Genomic DNA, 16,728 nt, shown 5'->3' with positions numbered 1-16,728 from the left:
CGTATCCTGATGAGTTCGGACGGCAACGGCAGCGCGGCCCGTTATGGAGACGACGGCAGTGTCAGCGGGCTTGTGGCCTCTGATCTCGGCAGCCTCCACACGGAGTTTGTTGACTGTGTAAAGGAAGGTATGCCGCTCTCCGAAGCGCTTTGCCCCATTACCCGCAATGTGGTTCAGGCTTTCTCCCTCTCCCGGAAGGGACATATCGCGGTCGGCGCCGATGCCGACATCCTGTTGCTCGCGCCCGATCTGGCCCTGCATACCGTTATCGCGCGCGGCGAGTGCATGATGCGGGAAGGAACGCTGTGCAAAAAGGGAACCTTTGAAGAATAAAGGGCTGTGCCGCACTTGAAAAAAAGCCCTATCCGAGAATGACCGGATAGGGCTTTTTATTTGTCAGCGGCAGCTTCGCTCAACTCTCCGCAAGCGAAGGATGACTGTTGACGAATGCCGCCACCTCTCTGATGGCACGCACACACTCATTCGCATACAGGGATAACCTCTGGACGAAATCCTCGGGTGTACTCAGCACCTGTACCTCAAAAAAGGCATATAGAATACCATCATTTTCCACACTGTATATTTTTACCATTCGGATATTGCTGGCAATTTTATTGAAGGCGGCATCAAGAAACGCTTTGTGGCGCACATTGACCGTTTCCATGGGCATGAAGGTCCTGAGGCAGATGAAATCGCTCTCCACTTTCTCATACCCGGGGAAATGATCTGGTACGACGAAAAAGGTAATCCCCAAAACCCGCACGCTGATCTGCGGCAAGCCATTGTTCAGGGTTCCCCATTCCGCCTCCATGCCGCGCTCTCTGATCCGCTCGTATACCTTTATGAAGTCCATGCTCATCTCCTTTCCCTAGGCTTATGCTCGGACGGTGATAGCGCGATGCCGTAAGGGACGCAACCGCTATCCGGGATGGGTTCTGGCTATGCGCGCTCCTGCCCTTCGAAAGTTCCCATTCCTTCCTAAAAAAATGATGGTACCTTCTAGACAGTTCCTGGTATTCTGTATATGACAGATCGGTGTCCCAGAAGGGATATGGCCGTGTGTACGGCCTCTCGGGAAAACTGCATTGCAAATGAAAACGCCTTACAGATGTTGAGCTTCTTTTCAATCCGGCCTGTTGAAAAATAACTTTAGGCTGGACGTTGTATTCAGTGAGACACTCATAAACGTATTTTCTCAGAGAAAACGCTATGGAATTTCCCCAATTCGAGTTTATCATCAAACGTATCTTTTACTTTTTTCTTCTTTTGATTGTTTTTGCCCTTGCAGCGGTATTCTGGTTCATGTTTGATGTATTCCTGTTCTGGAAGTATACGCCGCTCAGTGAATGGTCCCCCCTTGGAAGAGTGCTTTGGATGACGTTTTCCGTTCTGACGACCATAGGCGTCAACCTCCTTGTTCAGAAAAAAATCAGACATCGCTCCTCATAACAGTGCCTTGCCTTACATAGAGGCAAGGACAATGGAGCGATGAAGCCTTACTTTTGAGTCTAAAAAACGCGCCCTCCGTTCTTAATGGAACGGAGGGCGCGTTTTTCTATTAGATCAGAAGGTTCAGGAGCCATTCATCCTTCCGGCACTCCCGAGACAATCCGCCTACGGGGTTCATTTCTTCTTTTTCTGTTCCAAGGCCTTCCTGAGGGCGTCCCGATATATCCGTATTACATCCAGCCGCGCACATTTTTTGTCTTCGGCTGGAATGATATGCCACGGCGCGTATTCCGTACTTGTCCTGAGGAACATCTCATCGGCGGCTTCCACATAGGCGGGCCATTTTTCTCTGTTGCGCCAGTCATCCGGGGTGATCTTATAGTTTTTCCACGGGATCTCTTCCCGCTCCTTGAACCGCCGCAGTTGCTCGTCCGGGGAAATGTGCAGCCAGAATTTGAGCAGGATATTGTTATGTTCCTGCAACTGTTCCTCAAAGTCATTCAGCTCCGCATAAGCCCGCTTCCAATCCTCCGGCTGCGTCAGTTTTTCCACCCGCTCCACCAACACCCGGCCATACCATGAGCGATCATAAATCGTGACGAATCCCGCCCGCGGAATGTGACGCCAAAACCGCCACAGGTAATTATGGGCGAGCTCTTCGTCAGTCGGAGCGCTGACAGGGATGACCCGGGTAATCCGGGCGTCTATGCCCGCCGTCAGCCTCCGGATAGCGCCCCCCTTGCCCGCCGCATCCCAGCCTTCAAAAAGAATCGTGCTGGAAATGCCCTTCTTGTAGGCTTTATACGTCAAATCGTATAATTCCGATTGTAATTCGGCCAATTCCTTCTTGTATACGCCGCGTTCGCACGTCCTGGAAAGATCGATGGCATCCAGAGCGGAAATCTGTCCTATCTCTTCTTCACTCGCTTTTGTTGGAACCACTGGGACCGCATTCTGCCGTTTCACGGCGACCGCCGCTTCAACCGCCGCAATAATGGCCCGGGCTACCGACGCATTACGGAAATTGCCGTCATATGCGTCGATGACGGTCCAAGGGGCATCCACCCTGTCCGTCAGAGTAATGGCCTTGGCTGCCGCGCTCACAAGGCCGTCATAGTTCTCGGCACTCTTCTTGTCATAAGGGGTGAAGTGGTGGATCTCCTGATGCTTCAGACGATCTTTCAAACGGGCCTTCTGGACCTTCTTACCGAGATGAAGCCAGAGCTTGACGATGACAGTCCCGGATGACGCCAACGTATGCTCAAGCCTCCTCCAGCGTTCCATCGACGCATTGAACTCCCTCTCGCCGATATCTCCGCAACAAAAACGCCTGATGGTGCCACCATACCAACCACCCAAGAAGACCCCGATTTCGCCTCCGGCAGGCAGTTTGTTCCAAAACTGCCATGCTTCAGGGCGGGTTCGCTCCTCATCCGTCTGCATCCAGAAGACATGATTTCGGATCGTCTTGGCGTCCATCCACTCGGAAAGCATATTGGCGACGGCGCCGCGCCCGGAACCGTCCACCCCGGCTATGGTAATCAAGACGGGAAGTTTGTGCTCAATGCAGGTCCCCTGCGCCTTGAACAGCTTCATGCGCAGGTCGTTTTCAAGAGCTGCATATTCCTTTGCCGGATAACTCCGGCCCAATGCCGCGGACTCAAACATGGGGCACTCCTTTCCTCTACGGCTTCCTCCCAACGGGAAGGGCTATAGCAAGGTATCAATAGACTATTGTTTGAGGAGATTACGCGCCCGCCCACATGAACGCAAGCTCATCCCTTCAAGAAAAGGCGCGGCTCCAGCTGAGAGCTTTTGGCCATAAGCAAAGCCAGTCACACAGGACGAACGGTCTGTAATCGCAGGGTAATGTCTTTTTGAAGAGGTTCAAAAGCCGGAAAGCACCTCACATCAGTTCATAAAACTATCCAACTAAGCATACTATCCCAGTGAAAATATTGTGCACAATACTATCAAACCAATTTATACCATCTTACATCGTCAGAACAAAAAGAACACGCCACGGCATCACGCTCCTTTCTTCTGTCTTTTGCAATATACTCATTGTTCGTAAAGCATTACATAAAATCATACCAATTGAATTCACTTTTTGAGTCACTCAACCAATCAGCTGTATTTTGGCCTTATCTTTGCAAGCCACCAAGAAGCCCTTTTCCTTCCACTGTGCCGACTGTTCTACAAAGCAGAAAAAATATGCCCACACTTTATTATCCATAACATATTGTTCATATATATTTTTATACATCAACCCATTGGTTTGATACTTTCAAAATGGTTGACAAGAAAAGAACAATCGGCCATTTTGGTCTTACCAATTAACAGGAAAGGTTTCAGATGCTCAAAGAGACACCCTTGCCTACCACCGTCCGCCCCCGGCACTACCAGAAGCTCTCGGAGCGCCTCCGGCAATTCATGGCCGAGAACCATTTCCGGGATGGCGACAAGCTCCCCCCGGAGCGGGCTCTGGCGGAGTCCTTTGGCGTTTCCCGAAACAGCGTCCGTGAGGCCATCCATGCCCTTGCCGAGCGGGGGCTCCTTGAGAGCCGTCATGGCGACGGCACATATGTCAGAGTGCCGGACATGGAACCTCTCAGGAGCGCCATTCTTGAGGCGGTGGATTCGGAAGGACACCTGTTCGACGAAGTCATGGAATATCGCCGGATACTCGAACCCGCGGTAGCCGAACTTGCCGCGCTCCGCCGCACCCCCGAGCAGCTCGACCGCTTGAAGATCATTGCCTGCGATCAACAGCGCCGCATACTCATCGACGGGGATGACGGCGAGCTGGACGCCCAATTCCACCTCTGCCTAGCGGAGTGTTCGGGCAACAGATTGCTCATCAATACCGTGGCTCTGTTGAACGAGCAGTACGCCGGCGGTCGGACCGCGGACTTACGCGACGCATCGTGGCACCAGTTCTCAGTCGCTTCCCATCTGCGCATCATTGATGCTCTTGAGCGGCAGTCCGCTGAAGGTTGCCGCAAAGCCGTCGAAGAACATCTCGATACCATCGTTCACAAACACCTTTTCGTCACAGCAAGGGACTAGCAAGATGACTGCCATCTCCACCCTCTGCCTGCGGGGAACCGTTGCTGAAAGCTTAAGCACCCTTCGACATCAAGGAGGTGAGCGCGCCGCAGCGCCCATAGGGGCTCACGTACCTAATCCATATATCCGTTCCTAAGCTCAGAAAGTGTTCCGCCGTACGGCTATTGCCGCCGGTGTGCGTATGTCGGCGAATGCCCTGTAACCATCCCCCTACTTGAACCACCAAGAGGAACAGCCATGAAGAGTCCCACAGATGTCGTCAGCGGTTTCATTTTGCTTGGGCTGTGCGGCGTCGGCGCTTATAGCGTCGCTACCCTGCCGGATGCCGGAGGCATGGAGCATGTCGGCCCCGGCGCGTTTCCCGCCGGTATTCTCGTGCTCCTGACCGCGCTGAGCCTTGTTCTCATCGTGCAGGGGTTCCGCCGCTCCCCCGTTAAAGTCTACTGGCCCGAATCCAAGGTTTTCAAGAAGATCCTCGCCTTCATCGGCTTGTTCTACCTATACCTGGTTACCCTGACTGGACTCGGCGAGCTCTTCTTGAATATGGAAAATCCGCCCTTTCAGGCTAACGGGGCATTCAGCATCAGCACCTTCCTCTTCCTCCTCATAGCGCTTCCACTGCTGGGCAGACGCAAGCCCATCGAGATCCTGTCCGTAGCCGTCCTGACGACGGCGGTACTCGTCTTCGCTTTCGGCTGGTTCTTTCAGGTTCTGCTCCCCTAGCCGCCCGGAACTCCTTTACAGATAATCTCTATGACGGATTGGAGAGGATTTATGTTAGCGAACATTCTTGACGGCATCATGAACGCCATTTCCATGGGCTCCCTGCTGGCAAACCTTATGGGCGTCACCCTTGGCATCATCTTTGGCGCGCTTCCAGGACTTACCGCAGCCATGGGGGTGGCCCTGCTTATCCCCCTAACCTTCGGTATGCCCGCCGTGGAAGCCTTTTCCGCGTTGCTCGGCATGTATGTGGGAGCCATTTATGGCGGCTGCATCACCGCCATTCTCGTCGGCACGCCGGGTACTGTGTCCGCCGCCGCGACCATGCTTGAAGGCCCCGCCCTCACGGCCCGCGGAGAATCCCGCCGGGCTTTGGACATGGCTACCATAGCCTCCTTCGTCGGCGGCATCGTCAGTGCTCTGGCTCTGATTTTCATCGCTCCAATGCTGGCCCGGGCGGCCATGTCCTTCGGCGCTCCCGAATATTTCGCGGTGGCCGTGTTCGGCCTTACCGTGGTGGCCTCGCTGTCGTCCGGGCATCTCGTCAAAGGGCTCATTTCCGCGCTTGCGGGCCTGTTCCTCGCCACTATCGGCCTCGATCCCGTAACGGGGGACATGCGCAATACCTTCGACAACCCCAATCTCTTCAACGGCCTGTCTCTGGTTCCCGTGCTTGTCGGCTTATTCGCCGTCTCTCAAGTGCTCGTAACCGTTGAAGACGTAGTCCGTGGCGTGTCCCTTAAGGAAAGCACAGTATCGAAGCGCGGCATCTCGCTCAAGGATTTGACGGGCAACGTCGTGAACTTCATCCGTTCCTCCGTCATCGGCACGCTTATCGGCATCATCCCGGCTACGGGCGTCAGTGCGGCATCCTTCCTCGCCTATTCGGAGGCCAAACGCTTTTCCAAGACGCCGGAAATGTACGGCAAGGGCTGTGTGGAGGGCATCGCCGCAACGGAATCCTCCAACAACGCGGTATGCGGCGGCGCGCTGATCCCTCTCCTGACCCTCGGGGTGCCCGGAGACATCATTACCGCCATCATGCTCGGCGCGCTCATGATTCAGGGGCTCACCCCCGGCCCGCTCCTGTTCGTGGAACATCCCGTTACCGTATACGGCATCTTCGCCGCCTTCATCATCGCCAATATTATGATGCTGGTGTGCGGGCTCATTGCAGTACGCGGCGCGGGCAAGATCATTGCCATCCCCGGCGCCGTGCTCATGCCCATCGTCATCACCCTGTGCGTGGTCGGCGGCTATGAGGTCAACAACTCCACCTTCGACCTACTTGTCGTGGCCATCTTCGGAACGGTCGGCTACCTGATGATCAAGTGCGACTTTCCCCAGCCGCCGCTCCTGCTCGCCATGATCCTCGAGCCCATCGCCGAAGCCAATTTCCGCCGGGCGCTTACGATTTCCCAGAACGACTACAGCATCTTCTATACCAGCCCTGTGGCCTGCATCATTCTGCTCGTCAGTTTGCTCGTCCTCCTCAAGCCCGTTTACGACGACTTCCGCGCCGGTCGCAAGGCAGCGGCGTAATCCTCAAAAGGAGCCTCAGCTATGGAACTTTCTCAATGTAAGGAACGGCTTGATGCATGGTTTTCCGATAAGGAACCGGAAATGCTCTCCATGCTGGAACGCATCGTCAACATGGATTCCTTCACCAACGATGCCGCCGACGTGAACAAGGTAGGCGAAATGGTGACCGGATGGCTTGCGGAGGCCGGTTTCCACACGGCAAAACTTCCGAAAAAGCCCGCACCGGCTGACGAGCAGTGGATGAATGGCCTTGGCAATGTCTTCTCGGCGCGTACCCATTCTGTGGAATGCGGACCCGGCGTGGCCTTTATTGGGCATATGGACACCGTCTTCCCTGCGGGTACGGCGGGAGCGCGTCCTTTCCGGCTTGATCGCGCGACGGATCGCGCCACGGGTCCCGGCGTGACTGACATGAAGGCCGGTATTGTCCAAAACATGTTTGTCGCCAGAGCCCTCAAGGAACTCGGCCTGATGGACGTCCCCATGACGCTGACGTTCTCGCCCGACGAGGAACTCGGTTCCCCTTCCACAACCCCCATTCTGGGCGAGCAGCTCAACGGCGCGCAGGCCGTCATCTGTACCGAACCGGGCTATCCCGGCGGCGGGGTGACGCTGGAACGTAAAGGTTCAGGCCACATGTTCCTTGAAATCATGGGGATATCCGCCCACGCGGGGCGCTGTTATCAGGACGGCGCTTCCGCCATCCTCGAACTGGCCCACAAGATCCTCGCTTTCGATGCCTATGTGGATCTTGACCACGACACCACGGTCAACACGGGGCTCGTCAACGGCGGAACGTCTGCGAACTCGGTCGCTCCCAATGCTTCCGCACGCATCCATATTACGTTCAAGACGCTTGAAGCCGGACGGAGACTGGCTGAAGCGCTCCGCGCTGAAACCGCAAAGAACCATATCCCGGGCACGAGTTCACACATCAGCGGCGGCGTACGCCTTCCTCCGCTTGTCCCCACTCCCGGCGTCATGAAGCTTTTTTCCCTGGCTGAACAGGCCGGGGAACTCATCGGGTATTCCGTCCACTCGGCACCCTCCAAGGGGACGGCTGAGTCCGGTTATTGCTCCAGCGTCCTCGGCGTTCCGGCGATATGCAGCATGGGGCCGGAAGGCTCCAACCTGCATTCCGCGGATGAATACATGATTCCGTCTACCTTTGTTCCCCGGTGCAAACTCGCGGCGCTCACGGCCATTCAGGCCGCACGGGCATTCGCACCCGCCGCGAAGGTTTCCCTGTAACCTTTACCCTCGCAAGGAAAAGACCATGAAGAAGCTTCAAGCCCTGTTTTGCGCCCTCCTCGTCTGCACCCTGCTGCTGTCCGGCCTGCCTCGTACCGCTTCCGCCGCGTATCCTGATCGGCCCGTTACCATCATTATCCCGTTCGGCCCCGGCGGGGCCGTGGATATCGCAGCACGCATCCTGGCCGAGTACTTTCAAAACAAGCACCAAATCACGCTGAACATCGTCTGCAAGGCCGGCGGCGCGGGGGCCCCCGCCATGCTTGATGTGGCCAAGGCCCGTCCCGACGGCTATACCTTCGGCTTCCCGGCCATAGCCACTTTCTCGACCACGCCGCAGATCAAGAAGACCGGCTATACGCTGGCCGACTTCCGCGCTGTGGTGCAAGTCACCAATATGTGGCTGAGCCTCGCCGTAAACGCCGACTCCGGCATCAAGACCATCAACGAGCTTATGGCCGCAGCCAAGGCGAACCCCGGCAAGTACAATTATGCCACCCACGGAGCCCTCTCTACGCAGCGCCTGTTCATGAGCCGCCTGCTGAAGGCGTTCCCCGGCGTCGATCTCCCCCATGTCAGCTACACCAGCGGCCATGAAGTCTCCACAGCTCTCCTCGGACGCCATGTCACCAGCGGTTTTGGCGTGACCACCAACCAAAAGCCTTATGTCCTTTCCGGCGATTTCACCATGATCGGCGTATCCAGCCCCGAACGCCTCGCTGAATTTCCCGATGTGCCCACCTTCGCCGAGCAGATCGGCCCCGAGTATACTTTTGCTTCTTCGCATGGCCTGGTTGCCCCCAAGCGCGTCCCTGAAGACCGTATCCTGACCATGCAGAATCTCGTCAAGGAAGCCCTCGCCGATCCCGACGTGCAGGCCAAGTTCGCCAAGGCGGGCCTGACCACCGATTATCTGTCCGCCGACGACTTCCAGAAGGCTCTCGACAATATGTGGAAGACCATCGGCGACATCATGCGGGAAAACAAGTTCAACTAGCGACGGCTCTCCCGGATCCCCATCGCGGCGGTCCGGGACCCTTGAGAGGAGTGCGTTATGCGATTTAAACGGTCATTCGTCGGTATCTGTCTGGTGCTTCTTACGCTGGCCTGGAGCACTCCCGCCTGGTCCGCATCTCCCGTCCCCATGAAGACGGCATGGCTGGGCGAACACGAAACCTTCGCCGTCTGGTATGCCAAACAGAAAGGATGGGACAAGGAAGCCGGGCTGGATATCACCATGCTCCGCTTTGACTCGGGCAAGGCCATTGTGGAGGGCGTGCTTGCCTACGATTGGGCCATTGCCGGTTGTGGGGCTGTCCCCGCGCTTACCGCAGCACTGAGCGAGCGCCTCGATATCATTGCCGTCGCCAATGACGAATCCGCCGCCAACGCCCTCTATGTCCGCGCTGACAGCCCGCTCCTCAGCATCAAGGGAACAAACCCGGCCTATCCTGACATCTACGGCGATCAAGCCACGATTAAGGGAAAAGAGATACTCTGTCCGAAAGGCACTTCCGCCCACTATATGATGGCCACATGGCTCAAATCCTTTGGCCTCGAAGAAAAGGACGTACGCGCCAAGTACATGTCCCCGACGCAAGCGCTTGGCGCATTCACAGGCGGACTTGGCGACGTTGTGGCACTGTGGGCTCCTCTGACTTACGATGCCGATGCCAAGGGGCTCAGGCCAGCCGCCTTGTCCAGTGACTGCGGAGTCTCTCAGCCCGTCCTCATCGTCGCCAACCATGAATACGCCACCCGATACCCGGAACAGATCGAAGCGTTCCTGAGAATGTATCTCCGGGTAATCGCGTTTATGCGGGAAACGCCCGTCGAAACGCTCGTCCCCGATTATGTCCGCTTTTATGAAGAATGGACGGGACGCAAACTTGCCTCCGAAATCGCCGCAAAAGATTTGGCGAATCATGCGGTGTTCAATCTCGAGGAACAGCTTGCCCTCTTTGATGACGCACAGGGCAAAAGCAAACTTCAAAACTGGCTTACAGACATTGTCGCATTCTATGAAAGCATCGGCATGGTACGCAAGGAAGACCGGCAGCGCCTGCAGCGTATGAACGCCGTTACGGACGACTACCTCAAAGCCCTTCGATAGCCGATGCTCCGATGGCTGATGAAGATGAGATGAAAAGCTAAAAAACAAGTATTCACACCGCCAAAACATTCAGAAATTCCTCAAAACAAAAAGGCCGGGAGCATTTCCCGGCCTTTTTTGTTTGTCCTGAGAGCTGGAGGATGAACGCTTTTTTATTTCTGCGATGGAGCGGTACGGGGTTCGAACAAAAAAAACGCTACCAGCAGAATCAATATACCCACGGCAAAACCGGAGGCATAGGCGCCATCCCAGAGCCACTTCATGGAAATGATGCTGAACAGGAGCGGTGATACGCTCTGGCTTACGCGAACGGACGTCTCGCTTACAGCAAGGATGGCGGCGCGGTCATCGGGCGTGCCGAGCAGTGCCACATTATCGTTGATGATGGGTAAGGAAAGCCCCTGCGCCGCACCGGAAACAAACAGAGGCACCGCGCAAAGCCACAAACCCGGAACGGAGGCCAGAAAAGCCAGAGGCAGCGTATAACAAAGCCCCGCCACGAGGATAAGCGCACGGAAAGACCATTTTGCATGGAGGCGGGGAAGCCCTGCGGCCGCCAAGTAGGAACCGATGGCTACGAACGAAAAGACAAGGCCGATACGGGACGAAGATGCGTGGTACTTCGCTTCGGCCATCATCGGGAAACAGGTGTTGATGGGCCCATAGATGGCGCAGTAGCACAAAAATACCAGCACAAAGAAGCCAATGGCCCGCCTCTCACGTAGGATATTCCCCGTTTGCTTCCAGTAGCGCCGCCAGTCCATCGCCCCCTGCGGTTTTTCCAGCGTTACCATGAGGGACAAAACCGCTGTCGGCAGGGCCAGCGTGAAGACGAAAAACGGGGCCCGCCATGACCATTCTCCGAGAAGGCCGCCAATAACGGGGTAGACGATGGTCCCGAGGCTCGAAACAGCCGTAAGACGCCCCATGATACGCGGCAGATGTTTCTCATCCACCATATCCGCCGCAAGGATGGTGTAGAGCACGCCAAGCGGCCCAGCACCAATCCCCTGGATGACACGGCAGATCAACACATCTCGCCAGCTCTCCGCAAAGAGACACAAAATCCCCCCTCCTGCGAATACCAGCAGAGCCGGAAGCAAAACCGCCATTCTCCCGAACCGATCGGACAGTACGCCCGCAACAGGCGTCATTGTGGCTTCCGCCAACGTAAAGCAGACAACCACCATGCCCGCCTCCGCAATGCTCAGACCAAATGCCCGCGCCATTGCCGGCATGACCGGCAGAATCAGCGTGACCCCCATAGCGCTCAGCAAGCGGACTCCGAACAACAACGCCAAGTCTCTTTTTTCCGGCATGGCCCCTCCGCAAGGTCTTTTCTCGCCAGCACGCGGCACACCGCGTGATCCACACTACTGATCATATCCTACTGCATCTTCTGTTTACTTATCTCTTTATTGATTTACTAACAATGTATAATTACTATTATACACAATAATTAACCATAAAATTTATATATTATTTTTATAATTCAATAATAATTTTGTTAATATTCATGCAAATAATACATTTTTACCATTATAATAATACATATAACATTAATTTAAATTCATTACAGTATAGTGTATTTCATTTTTAACAATAAAAATAGATATAATACATATCTACACAATATAATACACTTTATAATTGTTCATGTTTTCTCTGCATTGTTAACCTTTGGTTACTTCATGACGTGATGTACTCGTCATGAAACATTCGTGTTACATTCATACAATGCGTGTTACAGACAGTGCAAAGGAGGTCCATATGCACCTTACTCCTCGCGAGCTCGACAAGCTCATGATTCATACCTTGGCTGATGTCGCGCTCAAGCGGAAAGCCAAAGGCTTGAAGCTCAACCATCCCGAGACCGTGGCCGTGCTCTCCGCCGCCGCACTTGAGGAAGCCCGCGCCGGGAAGACCGTCGAAGAAGTCATGGCCGAAACCCGCAAAGTCCTCACCCGCAACGACGTCATGGAAGGTGTGGTCGAAATGATCCCCACCGTGCAGGTGGAAGCCGTCTTCACCGACGGAAGCCGCCTCATCACCATTCACAACCCCATCAACTAAAGGGGGATTTTCCCATGACCAACAAGACTCCGAACAAGACAAAAACGCCGGTCGGCGGCCTGATCCTTGGTTCCGATCCCATTGAATTCAATGCGGGGCGCAAAACCATCACCCTCAAAGTCCGTAATACCGGCGACCGCCCCATTCAGGTCGGCTCCCATTTTCATTTCTTCGAAGTGAACCGCGCCCTCGAATTCGACCGCCACGCAGCTTACGGAATGCGTTTGAACATCTCCTCCACGACCGCCATCCGTTTCGAGCCGGGCGATGAGAAGACCGTATCCCTCGTCTCCATCGGCGGGACTTCCGGCACCTACGGGTTCAACAACCTCGTGGACGGCTGGACCGGAGACGAACACGAACGGGTCATCAACGAAGAACGTGCCGACAAGCTCGGCTTCAAGAACGCCAAAAAGTAATCCCCGCGCCACCGACGCGGCGGAAAGGAGTTTCATATGCCGACAATTTCTCGTCAGGAACACGCTGCCCTCTTCGGTCCGACCGTTGGGGACAAAATCCGGCTTGGGGACACGGATCTGTTTGTTGAAATCGAAAAGGACCTGCGCCACTACGGCGACGAGTCCATGTACGGCGGCGGTAAAACCCTGCGCGGCGGCATGGGCGGCGATGCCCGCCTGAACCGCGATGCCGGCGTGCTTGATCTCGTCATCACCAACGTCACCGTCATCGACGCGGTGCAGGGCGTCATCAAAGCCGACGTGGGCATCCGGGACGGCAGGATCGTGGGCATCGGCAAGAGTGGCAACCCGTCCATGATGAATGGTGTTGATCCTGATCTCATCGTGGGCAATTCCACCGACGCCATCACCGGCGAGCATCTCATCCTCACCGCCGGCGGCATCGACTCTCACGTTCACTACATCTCCCCGCAACAGGGTTACGCCGCGCTCTCCAACGGCGTGACCACCTTCTTCGGCGGCGGCGTCGGCCCCACCGACGGCACCAACGGAACGACCATTACCCCCGGCCCGTGGAACATCAGCAAAATGCTCGAAGCCATCGACGCCATGCCGGTGAACATGGGCATCCTCGGCAAGGGGCACGCCTACAACAGCGTTCCGCTGGTCGAACAGATCGAGGCCGGTGCGTGCGGTTTCAAGGTGCATGAGGACTGGGGTGCCATGCCCTCCATGATCCGCGCCGCCCTGAGCGTCGCCGACGACATGGACGTTCAGGTTTCCGTCCACACCGACACCTTGAACGAATCCGGCTATGTGGAAGACACCATCGACGCCATCGCGGGACGCGTCATCCACACCTTCCATACGGAAGGCGCGGGCGGCGGCCACGCTCCCGACATCCTGCGCGTGGCGAGCCATCCCAACGTGCTGCCCAGCTCCACGAACCCGACGCTGCCTTTCGGCATCAACACCCAGTCGGAACTGTTCGACATGATCATGGTTTGCCATAACCTGAACCCCAACGTCCCTTCCGACGTTTCCTTCGCCGAAAGCCGCGTACGCGCCGAAACCGTCGCCGCTGAAAACGTGCTGCACGATATGGGCGTCATCTCCATGATCTCCAGTGACTCGCAGGCTATGGGCCGCGTGGGCGAAAACTGGCTGCGCGTGATCCAGACGGCCGACGCCATGAAGGCCGCCCGCGGCAAACTCCCCGAAGATGCGCCCGGAAACGACAACTTCCGCGTCCTGCGCTATGTGGCCAAGCTGACGATCAACCCCGCCATCACGCAGGGCGTCAGCCACCTCATCGGCTCCGTGGAAGTAGGCAAATACGCCGACCTCGTGCTCTGGGAACCGCAGTTCTTCGGCGCCAAGCCCAAGATGGTGATCAAGGGCGGCATGATCAGCTGGGCCAACATGGGTGACCCCAACGCATCCCTGCCCACGCCGCAGCCCACCTACTACCGCCCGATGTTCGGCGGCATGGGCCTTGCCAAGCCCCGCACCCGCATCACGTTTGTTTCGCAGGCCGCTATGGAACGGAACGTCCGTGAAAAGCTCGGCCTGCGCAGCTGCGTCGAACCCGTGTGCAACATCCGCGGCCTGAACAAGCATGACATGGTGCGCAACGGCAACCTGCCGAAAATCGAAGTTGATCCCGAAACCTTCGCGGTCAAGGTCGATGGCGTGCACGCCACCGTCAAACCCGCCCAGAAGGTTGCCCTCGGTCAGCTCTACTTCTTCAGTTAAATGTTGAAAGACTGGGGGAAGGCGCTTTTGGGAAAAGGTGCCCTCCCCCAGCCCCCACCCGTAAGAACTTCGAAGGGTGGGGAGGCTGCTCGATATGAGTCCGTTCTGACGGACGGACTCGCAAACAATTCCCCGACGCCTTTGGAGCCGCCGGGATACGGCTGCAAGGCCGTGTTGCGGCAGCTCCAAGGGAGCCGGGAAATCATTGCCCCGGTGGTCCTTGTCGCCGGAGGCATCACAATAAAGGAAAACCCATGCAGCTCGTAGAAAATGTACTTGGCAACAGCAACGATCCCGCGTGGAAGGCCCGCTTGGCCGACGCCACCATCGATACACTCGAACTCAGCCAATGGGACGCTCAGAAAAACAGGCTCCGCAAGGATACCCGCAATGGACAAACCATCGCGGTATCCCTTGACCGCAACGCGTTCCTGCACGACGGCGACATCCTCCTTTGGGACGAAAAAACGAAACAGGCCGTCATCTGCAAAATCGACCTGTGCGAGGTGCTTGTCATCGATCTGAGCGGCCTCCAGAAGCTGCCCGCCGATCAGCTCATCGAGCGCTGCGTCCAGCTCGGACATGCCCTCGGCAACCAGCATTGGCCAGCCATTGTACAGAACGGCTTCGTGTACGTGCCCATGGCGGTGAACCGCCTCGTCATGAATTCGGTCATGAACACACATCATTTTAAAGACATCACCTTCCGCTTCGCGCCCGGTTCCGAGATCGTGGATCTCCTCGAACCCACGCAGGCCCGCCGTTTGTTCGGCGGCACGGAGCGCCCCATGGACGGCGGCCACACCCACGCGTCTCCCGACGGACATGCGCACCACCATGGCCATCACCACACGCACGCACACGAAGGACATTGCCACGACGGCCACTGCCACAACTAAGGCCCCGGAGCATACCGTGAAAAATATTCTTTCCCTCTCCAGAATGATGCAGTTCGGCGACTCCATGCTCCCCGTGGGGGCCTTCGCCTTTTCGAACGGCTTGGAATCGGCCGTCCAGAAAGGCGTGGTCCACGATGCCGAAACCTTACGTCAATATACGCATACGGCTCTCGAACAGGCGGCGAAAGGCGATGCCGTGGCCGTCGTTTGGGCGACGCGCGCGGCCCTCGCCGGGGATCTGGAAGAGCTGATCCGCATTGACCGTGAAGTCCTGTGCCGCAAGCTCAACGAAGAAACCAGGCTTATGGCCACCCGCATGGGCCGCAAGCTCGCGGAAATGGGGGCGGACATCACCGAGAATCCCCTCGTCATCGGCTGGCGTGACGCCATCAAGGACGGCAGGGCTCCGGGGACCTACCCGGTCTCCCTCGCCGTGCAGTTCGTGGCAATGGGCCTCTCCACGCAGGAGAAGCTCGACGCCGGAACGCTCGACGAAGTCCTTACCGTCCACCAGTACGGCGTCGCCATGACCATCCTGAACGCATCCATGCGTATCATGCGCATCAGCCATATCGACATGCAGCGCGTGCTCTACAGCCTGACGCGGGATTTCGACGCCATGTGCCGGACCGCCATGCGGACGCCGCTGGAACAGATGTCCAATTACGCTCCTATGACCGACATCCTCGCCGCCAGCCACGTCAAGGCGCACGTGCGGCTGTTCATGGGCTGATCCGGCCATCCGTTCCGGAAAGATCCTCCACCTCTTTTTTGAAAAGGAATACGCAATGAAAAAAATCACTCGCATCGGCGTGGGCGGCCCGGTCGGCTCCGGCAAGACGGCCATCATCGAAGCCGTCACCCCCGTTCTTATCCGCAGAGGCATCAAGCCGCTTATCATCACCAACGACGTGGTCACCACCGAAGACGCCAAGCACGTCCAGCGTGAACTGGACGGCATCCTTGAAGCCGAAAAGATCGTGGGCGTGGAAACCGGGGCGTGCCCGCACACCGCCATCCGCGAGGACCCGAGCATGAACCTCGCCGCCGTTGAAGAGCTGGAAAGCAAGTTCCCCGACAGCGATCTCATCTTCATCGAGAGCGGCGGCGACAACCTCACCCTGACCTTCAGCCCGGCGCTGGCGGACTTCTTCATCTACGTCATCGACGTGGCCGCAGGGGACAAGATCCCGCGCAAGAGCGGCCCCGGCGTATGCCAGTCCGACATCCTCGTAATCAACAAGGAAGACTTAGCCCCTTACGTCAAGGCCAGCCTTGAAGTCATGGACCGCGATTCCAGGAAGATGCGCGACGGCAAGCCCTTCATTTTTACCAATTGCATGACAGGCAAGAACATCGAAGAGCTCACGGACATGATCATCCGTGACGCCCTGTTTGATTTCAAGCCCGCCGAAAAGACGGCCTAGGAGGTTGC

General features: G+C 56.7%; 17 protein-coding genes. 13 read left to right on the top strand and 4 right to left on the bottom strand.

Features of this window, described 5'->3' with window-relative positions:
• A partial coding sequence (locus HMPREF0178_RS21830) for an amidohydrolase family protein (protein ID WP_009378396.1) occupies window positions 1–333 on the top strand: 333 nt, incomplete at its 5' end.
• 79 nt (window positions 334–412) lie between these two features.
• Here the strand turns inward: HMPREF0178_RS21830 and HMPREF0178_RS01320 are convergent.
• The 3 genes from HMPREF0178_RS01320 to pap all read right to left on the bottom strand — a co-directional run bounded on the left by HMPREF0178_RS01320 (window position 413) and on the right by pap (window position 3,117).
• Window positions 413–853 carry a hypothetical protein gene (locus HMPREF0178_RS01320; protein ID WP_009378395.1) on the bottom strand — a complete coding sequence of 147 codons (441 nt, stop codon included), beginning with the start codon at window positions 851–853 and terminating at the stop codon, window positions 413–415.
• A 326-nt stretch (window positions 854–1,179) separates the two neighbouring features.
• The gene (locus HMPREF0178_RS21825; protein WP_198134970.1) at window positions 1,180–1,437 is read right to left on the bottom strand and encodes a hypothetical protein; all 258 of its coding nucleotides are present in this window, start codon (window positions 1,435–1,437) and stop codon (window positions 1,180–1,182) included.
• A 186-nt stretch (window positions 1,438–1,623) separates the two neighbouring features.
• The gene (gene pap, locus HMPREF0178_RS01310; protein ID WP_005027118.1) at window positions 1,624–3,117 is read right to left on the bottom strand and encodes a polyphosphate:AMP phosphotransferase; all 1,494 of its coding nucleotides are present in this window, start codon (window positions 3,115–3,117) and stop codon (window positions 1,624–1,626) included.
• Window positions 3,118–3,822: 705 nt separating this feature from the next.
• On the opposite strand from pap, the gene HMPREF0178_RS01305 reads away from it, so the two are divergent.
• The 6 genes from HMPREF0178_RS01305 (at window position 3,823) to HMPREF0178_RS01280 (ending at window position 10,147) form a co-directional block, all read left to right on the top strand.
• Complete coding sequence (locus tag HMPREF0178_RS01305) at window positions 3,823–4,518, top strand: FadR/GntR family transcriptional regulator (RefSeq protein WP_232281161.1); 696 nt, start codon at window positions 3,823–3,825, stop codon at window positions 4,516–4,518.
• 237 nt (window positions 4,519–4,755) lie between these two features.
• The gene (locus HMPREF0178_RS01300) at window positions 4,756–5,241 is read left to right on the top strand and encodes a tripartite tricarboxylate transporter TctB family protein (RefSeq protein ID WP_009378392.1); all 486 of its coding nucleotides are present in this window, start codon (window positions 4,756–4,758) and stop codon (window positions 5,239–5,241) included.
• Between the two features lie 51 nt (window positions 5,242–5,292).
• Window positions 5,293–6,783, top strand: a complete 1,491-nt coding sequence (locus HMPREF0178_RS01295) for a tripartite tricarboxylate transporter permease (RefSeq protein WP_009378391.1) — start codon at window positions 5,293–5,295, stop codon at window positions 6,781–6,783.
• A 21-nt stretch (window positions 6,784–6,804) separates the two neighbouring features.
• Window positions 6,805–8,034: a M20/M25/M40 family metallo-hydrolase gene (locus HMPREF0178_RS01290; RefSeq protein WP_009378390.1), complete on the top strand. Its 1,230-nt coding sequence runs from the start codon at window positions 6,805–6,807 to the stop codon at window positions 8,032–8,034.
• 25 nt (window positions 8,035–8,059) lie between these two features.
• Entirely contained in the window at window positions 8,060–9,031 is a 972-nt protein-coding gene (locus HMPREF0178_RS01285; RefSeq protein ID WP_009378389.1) for a tripartite tricarboxylate transporter substrate binding protein, read from the top strand.
• A 57-nt stretch (window positions 9,032–9,088) separates the two neighbouring features.
• Window positions 9,089–10,147, top strand: a complete 1,059-nt coding sequence (locus tag HMPREF0178_RS01280; RefSeq protein WP_009378388.1) for an ABC transporter substrate-binding protein — start codon at window positions 9,089–9,091, stop codon at window positions 10,145–10,147.
• Window positions 10,148–10,299: 152 nt separating this feature from the next.
• Here the strand turns inward: HMPREF0178_RS01280 and HMPREF0178_RS01275 are convergent, their stop codons facing one another.
• Window positions 10,300–11,466 (bottom strand): MFS transporter, encoded by a 1,167-nt coding sequence (locus HMPREF0178_RS01275; protein ID WP_009378387.1) that lies wholly within the window; start codon window positions 11,464–11,466, stop codon window positions 10,300–10,302.
• Between the two features lie 451 nt (window positions 11,467–11,917).
• Here HMPREF0178_RS01275 and HMPREF0178_RS01270 point away from each other — a divergent pair, with 451 nt between their 5' ends.
• The 6 genes from HMPREF0178_RS01270 (at window position 11,918) to ureG (ending at window position 16,720) form a co-directional block, all read left to right on the top strand.
• Complete coding sequence (locus HMPREF0178_RS01270; RefSeq protein WP_005027142.1) at window positions 11,918–12,220, top strand: urease subunit gamma; 303 nt, start codon at window positions 11,918–11,920, stop codon at window positions 12,218–12,220.
• A gap of 14 nt (window positions 12,221–12,234) precedes the next feature.
• Window positions 12,235–12,639, top strand: coding sequence for an urease subunit beta (gene ureB / locus HMPREF0178_RS01265; RefSeq protein WP_005027144.1), 405 nt, complete (start codon window positions 12,235–12,237; stop codon window positions 12,637–12,639).
• Window positions 12,640–12,675: 36 nt separating this feature from the next.
• Complete coding sequence (locus HMPREF0178_RS01260; RefSeq protein WP_009378386.1) at window positions 12,676–14,394, top strand: urease subunit alpha; 1,719 nt, start codon at window positions 12,676–12,678, stop codon at window positions 14,392–14,394.
• 254 nt (window positions 14,395–14,648) lie between these two features.
• Window positions 14,649–15,293: an urease accessory protein UreE gene (locus HMPREF0178_RS01250; protein ID WP_009378385.1), complete on the top strand. Its 645-nt coding sequence runs from the start codon at window positions 14,649–14,651 to the stop codon at window positions 15,291–15,293.
• A 16-nt stretch (window positions 15,294–15,309) separates the two neighbouring features.
• On the top strand, window positions 15,310–16,026 hold the full coding sequence (locus tag HMPREF0178_RS01245; RefSeq protein WP_232281160.1) for an urease accessory protein UreF: 717 nt from the start codon (window positions 15,310–15,312) through the stop codon (window positions 16,024–16,026).
• A gap of 55 nt (window positions 16,027–16,081) precedes the next feature.
• The gene (ureG, locus tag HMPREF0178_RS01240; RefSeq protein ID WP_005027152.1) at window positions 16,082–16,720 is read left to right on the top strand and encodes an urease accessory protein UreG; all 639 of its coding nucleotides are present in this window, start codon (window positions 16,082–16,084) and stop codon (window positions 16,718–16,720) included.
• The last annotated feature ends 8 nt before the right edge of the window (window positions 16,721–16,728 follow it).

The organism is Bilophila sp. 4_1_30 (genome assembly GCF_000224655.1).
Classification (GTDB): Bacteria; Desulfobacterota; Desulfovibrionia; order Desulfovibrionales; family Desulfovibrionaceae; genus Bilophila; species Bilophila wadsworthia.
The sequence above is the reverse complement of the archived record's forward strand: the minus strand, read 5'-3'. Positions and strand labels throughout refer to the sequence as shown.

Excerpts from the sequence above, each read along its gene's own strand:
- HMPREF0178_RS01320 (WP_009378395.1), bottom strand. The coding sequence starts at position 853 with ATGGACTTCATAAAGGTATACGAGCGGATCAGAGAGCGCGGCATGGAG.
- HMPREF0178_RS21825 (WP_198134970.1), bottom strand. The coding sequence starts at position 1,437 with ATGTCTGATTTTTTTCTGAACAAGGAGGTTGACGCCTATGGTCGTCAG.
- pap (WP_005027118.1), bottom strand. The coding sequence starts at position 3,117 with ATGTTTGAGTCCGCGGCATTGGGCCGGAGTTATCCGGCAAAGGAATAT.
- HMPREF0178_RS01300 (WP_009378392.1), top strand. The coding sequence starts at position 4,756 with ATGAAGAGTCCCACAGATGTCGTCAGCGGTTTCATTTTGCTTGGGCTG.
- HMPREF0178_RS01295 (WP_009378391.1), top strand. The coding sequence starts at position 5,293 with ATGTTAGCGAACATTCTTGACGGCATCATGAACGCCATTTCCATGGGC.
- HMPREF0178_RS01290 (WP_009378390.1), top strand. The coding sequence starts at position 6,805 with ATGGAACTTTCTCAATGTAAGGAACGGCTTGATGCATGGTTTTCCGAT.
- HMPREF0178_RS01285 (WP_009378389.1), top strand. The coding sequence starts at position 8,060 with ATGAAGAAGCTTCAAGCCCTGTTTTGCGCCCTCCTCGTCTGCACCCTG.
- HMPREF0178_RS01280 (WP_009378388.1), top strand. The coding sequence starts at position 9,089 with ATGCGATTTAAACGGTCATTCGTCGGTATCTGTCTGGTGCTTCTTACG.
- HMPREF0178_RS01275 (WP_009378387.1), bottom strand. The coding sequence starts at position 11,466 with ATGCCGGAAAAAAGAGACTTGGCGTTGTTGTTCGGAGTCCGCTTGCTG.
- HMPREF0178_RS01270 (WP_005027142.1), top strand. The coding sequence starts at position 11,918 with ATGCACCTTACTCCTCGCGAGCTCGACAAGCTCATGATTCATACCTTG.
- ureB (WP_005027144.1), top strand. The coding sequence starts at position 12,235 with ATGACCAACAAGACTCCGAACAAGACAAAAACGCCGGTCGGCGGCCTG.
- HMPREF0178_RS01260 (WP_009378386.1), top strand. The coding sequence starts at position 12,676 with ATGCCGACAATTTCTCGTCAGGAACACGCTGCCCTCTTCGGTCCGACC.
- HMPREF0178_RS01250 (WP_009378385.1), top strand. The coding sequence starts at position 14,649 with ATGCAGCTCGTAGAAAATGTACTTGGCAACAGCAACGATCCCGCGTGG.
- ureG (WP_005027152.1), top strand. The coding sequence starts at position 16,082 with ATGAAAAAAATCACTCGCATCGGCGTGGGCGGCCCGGTCGGCTCCGGC.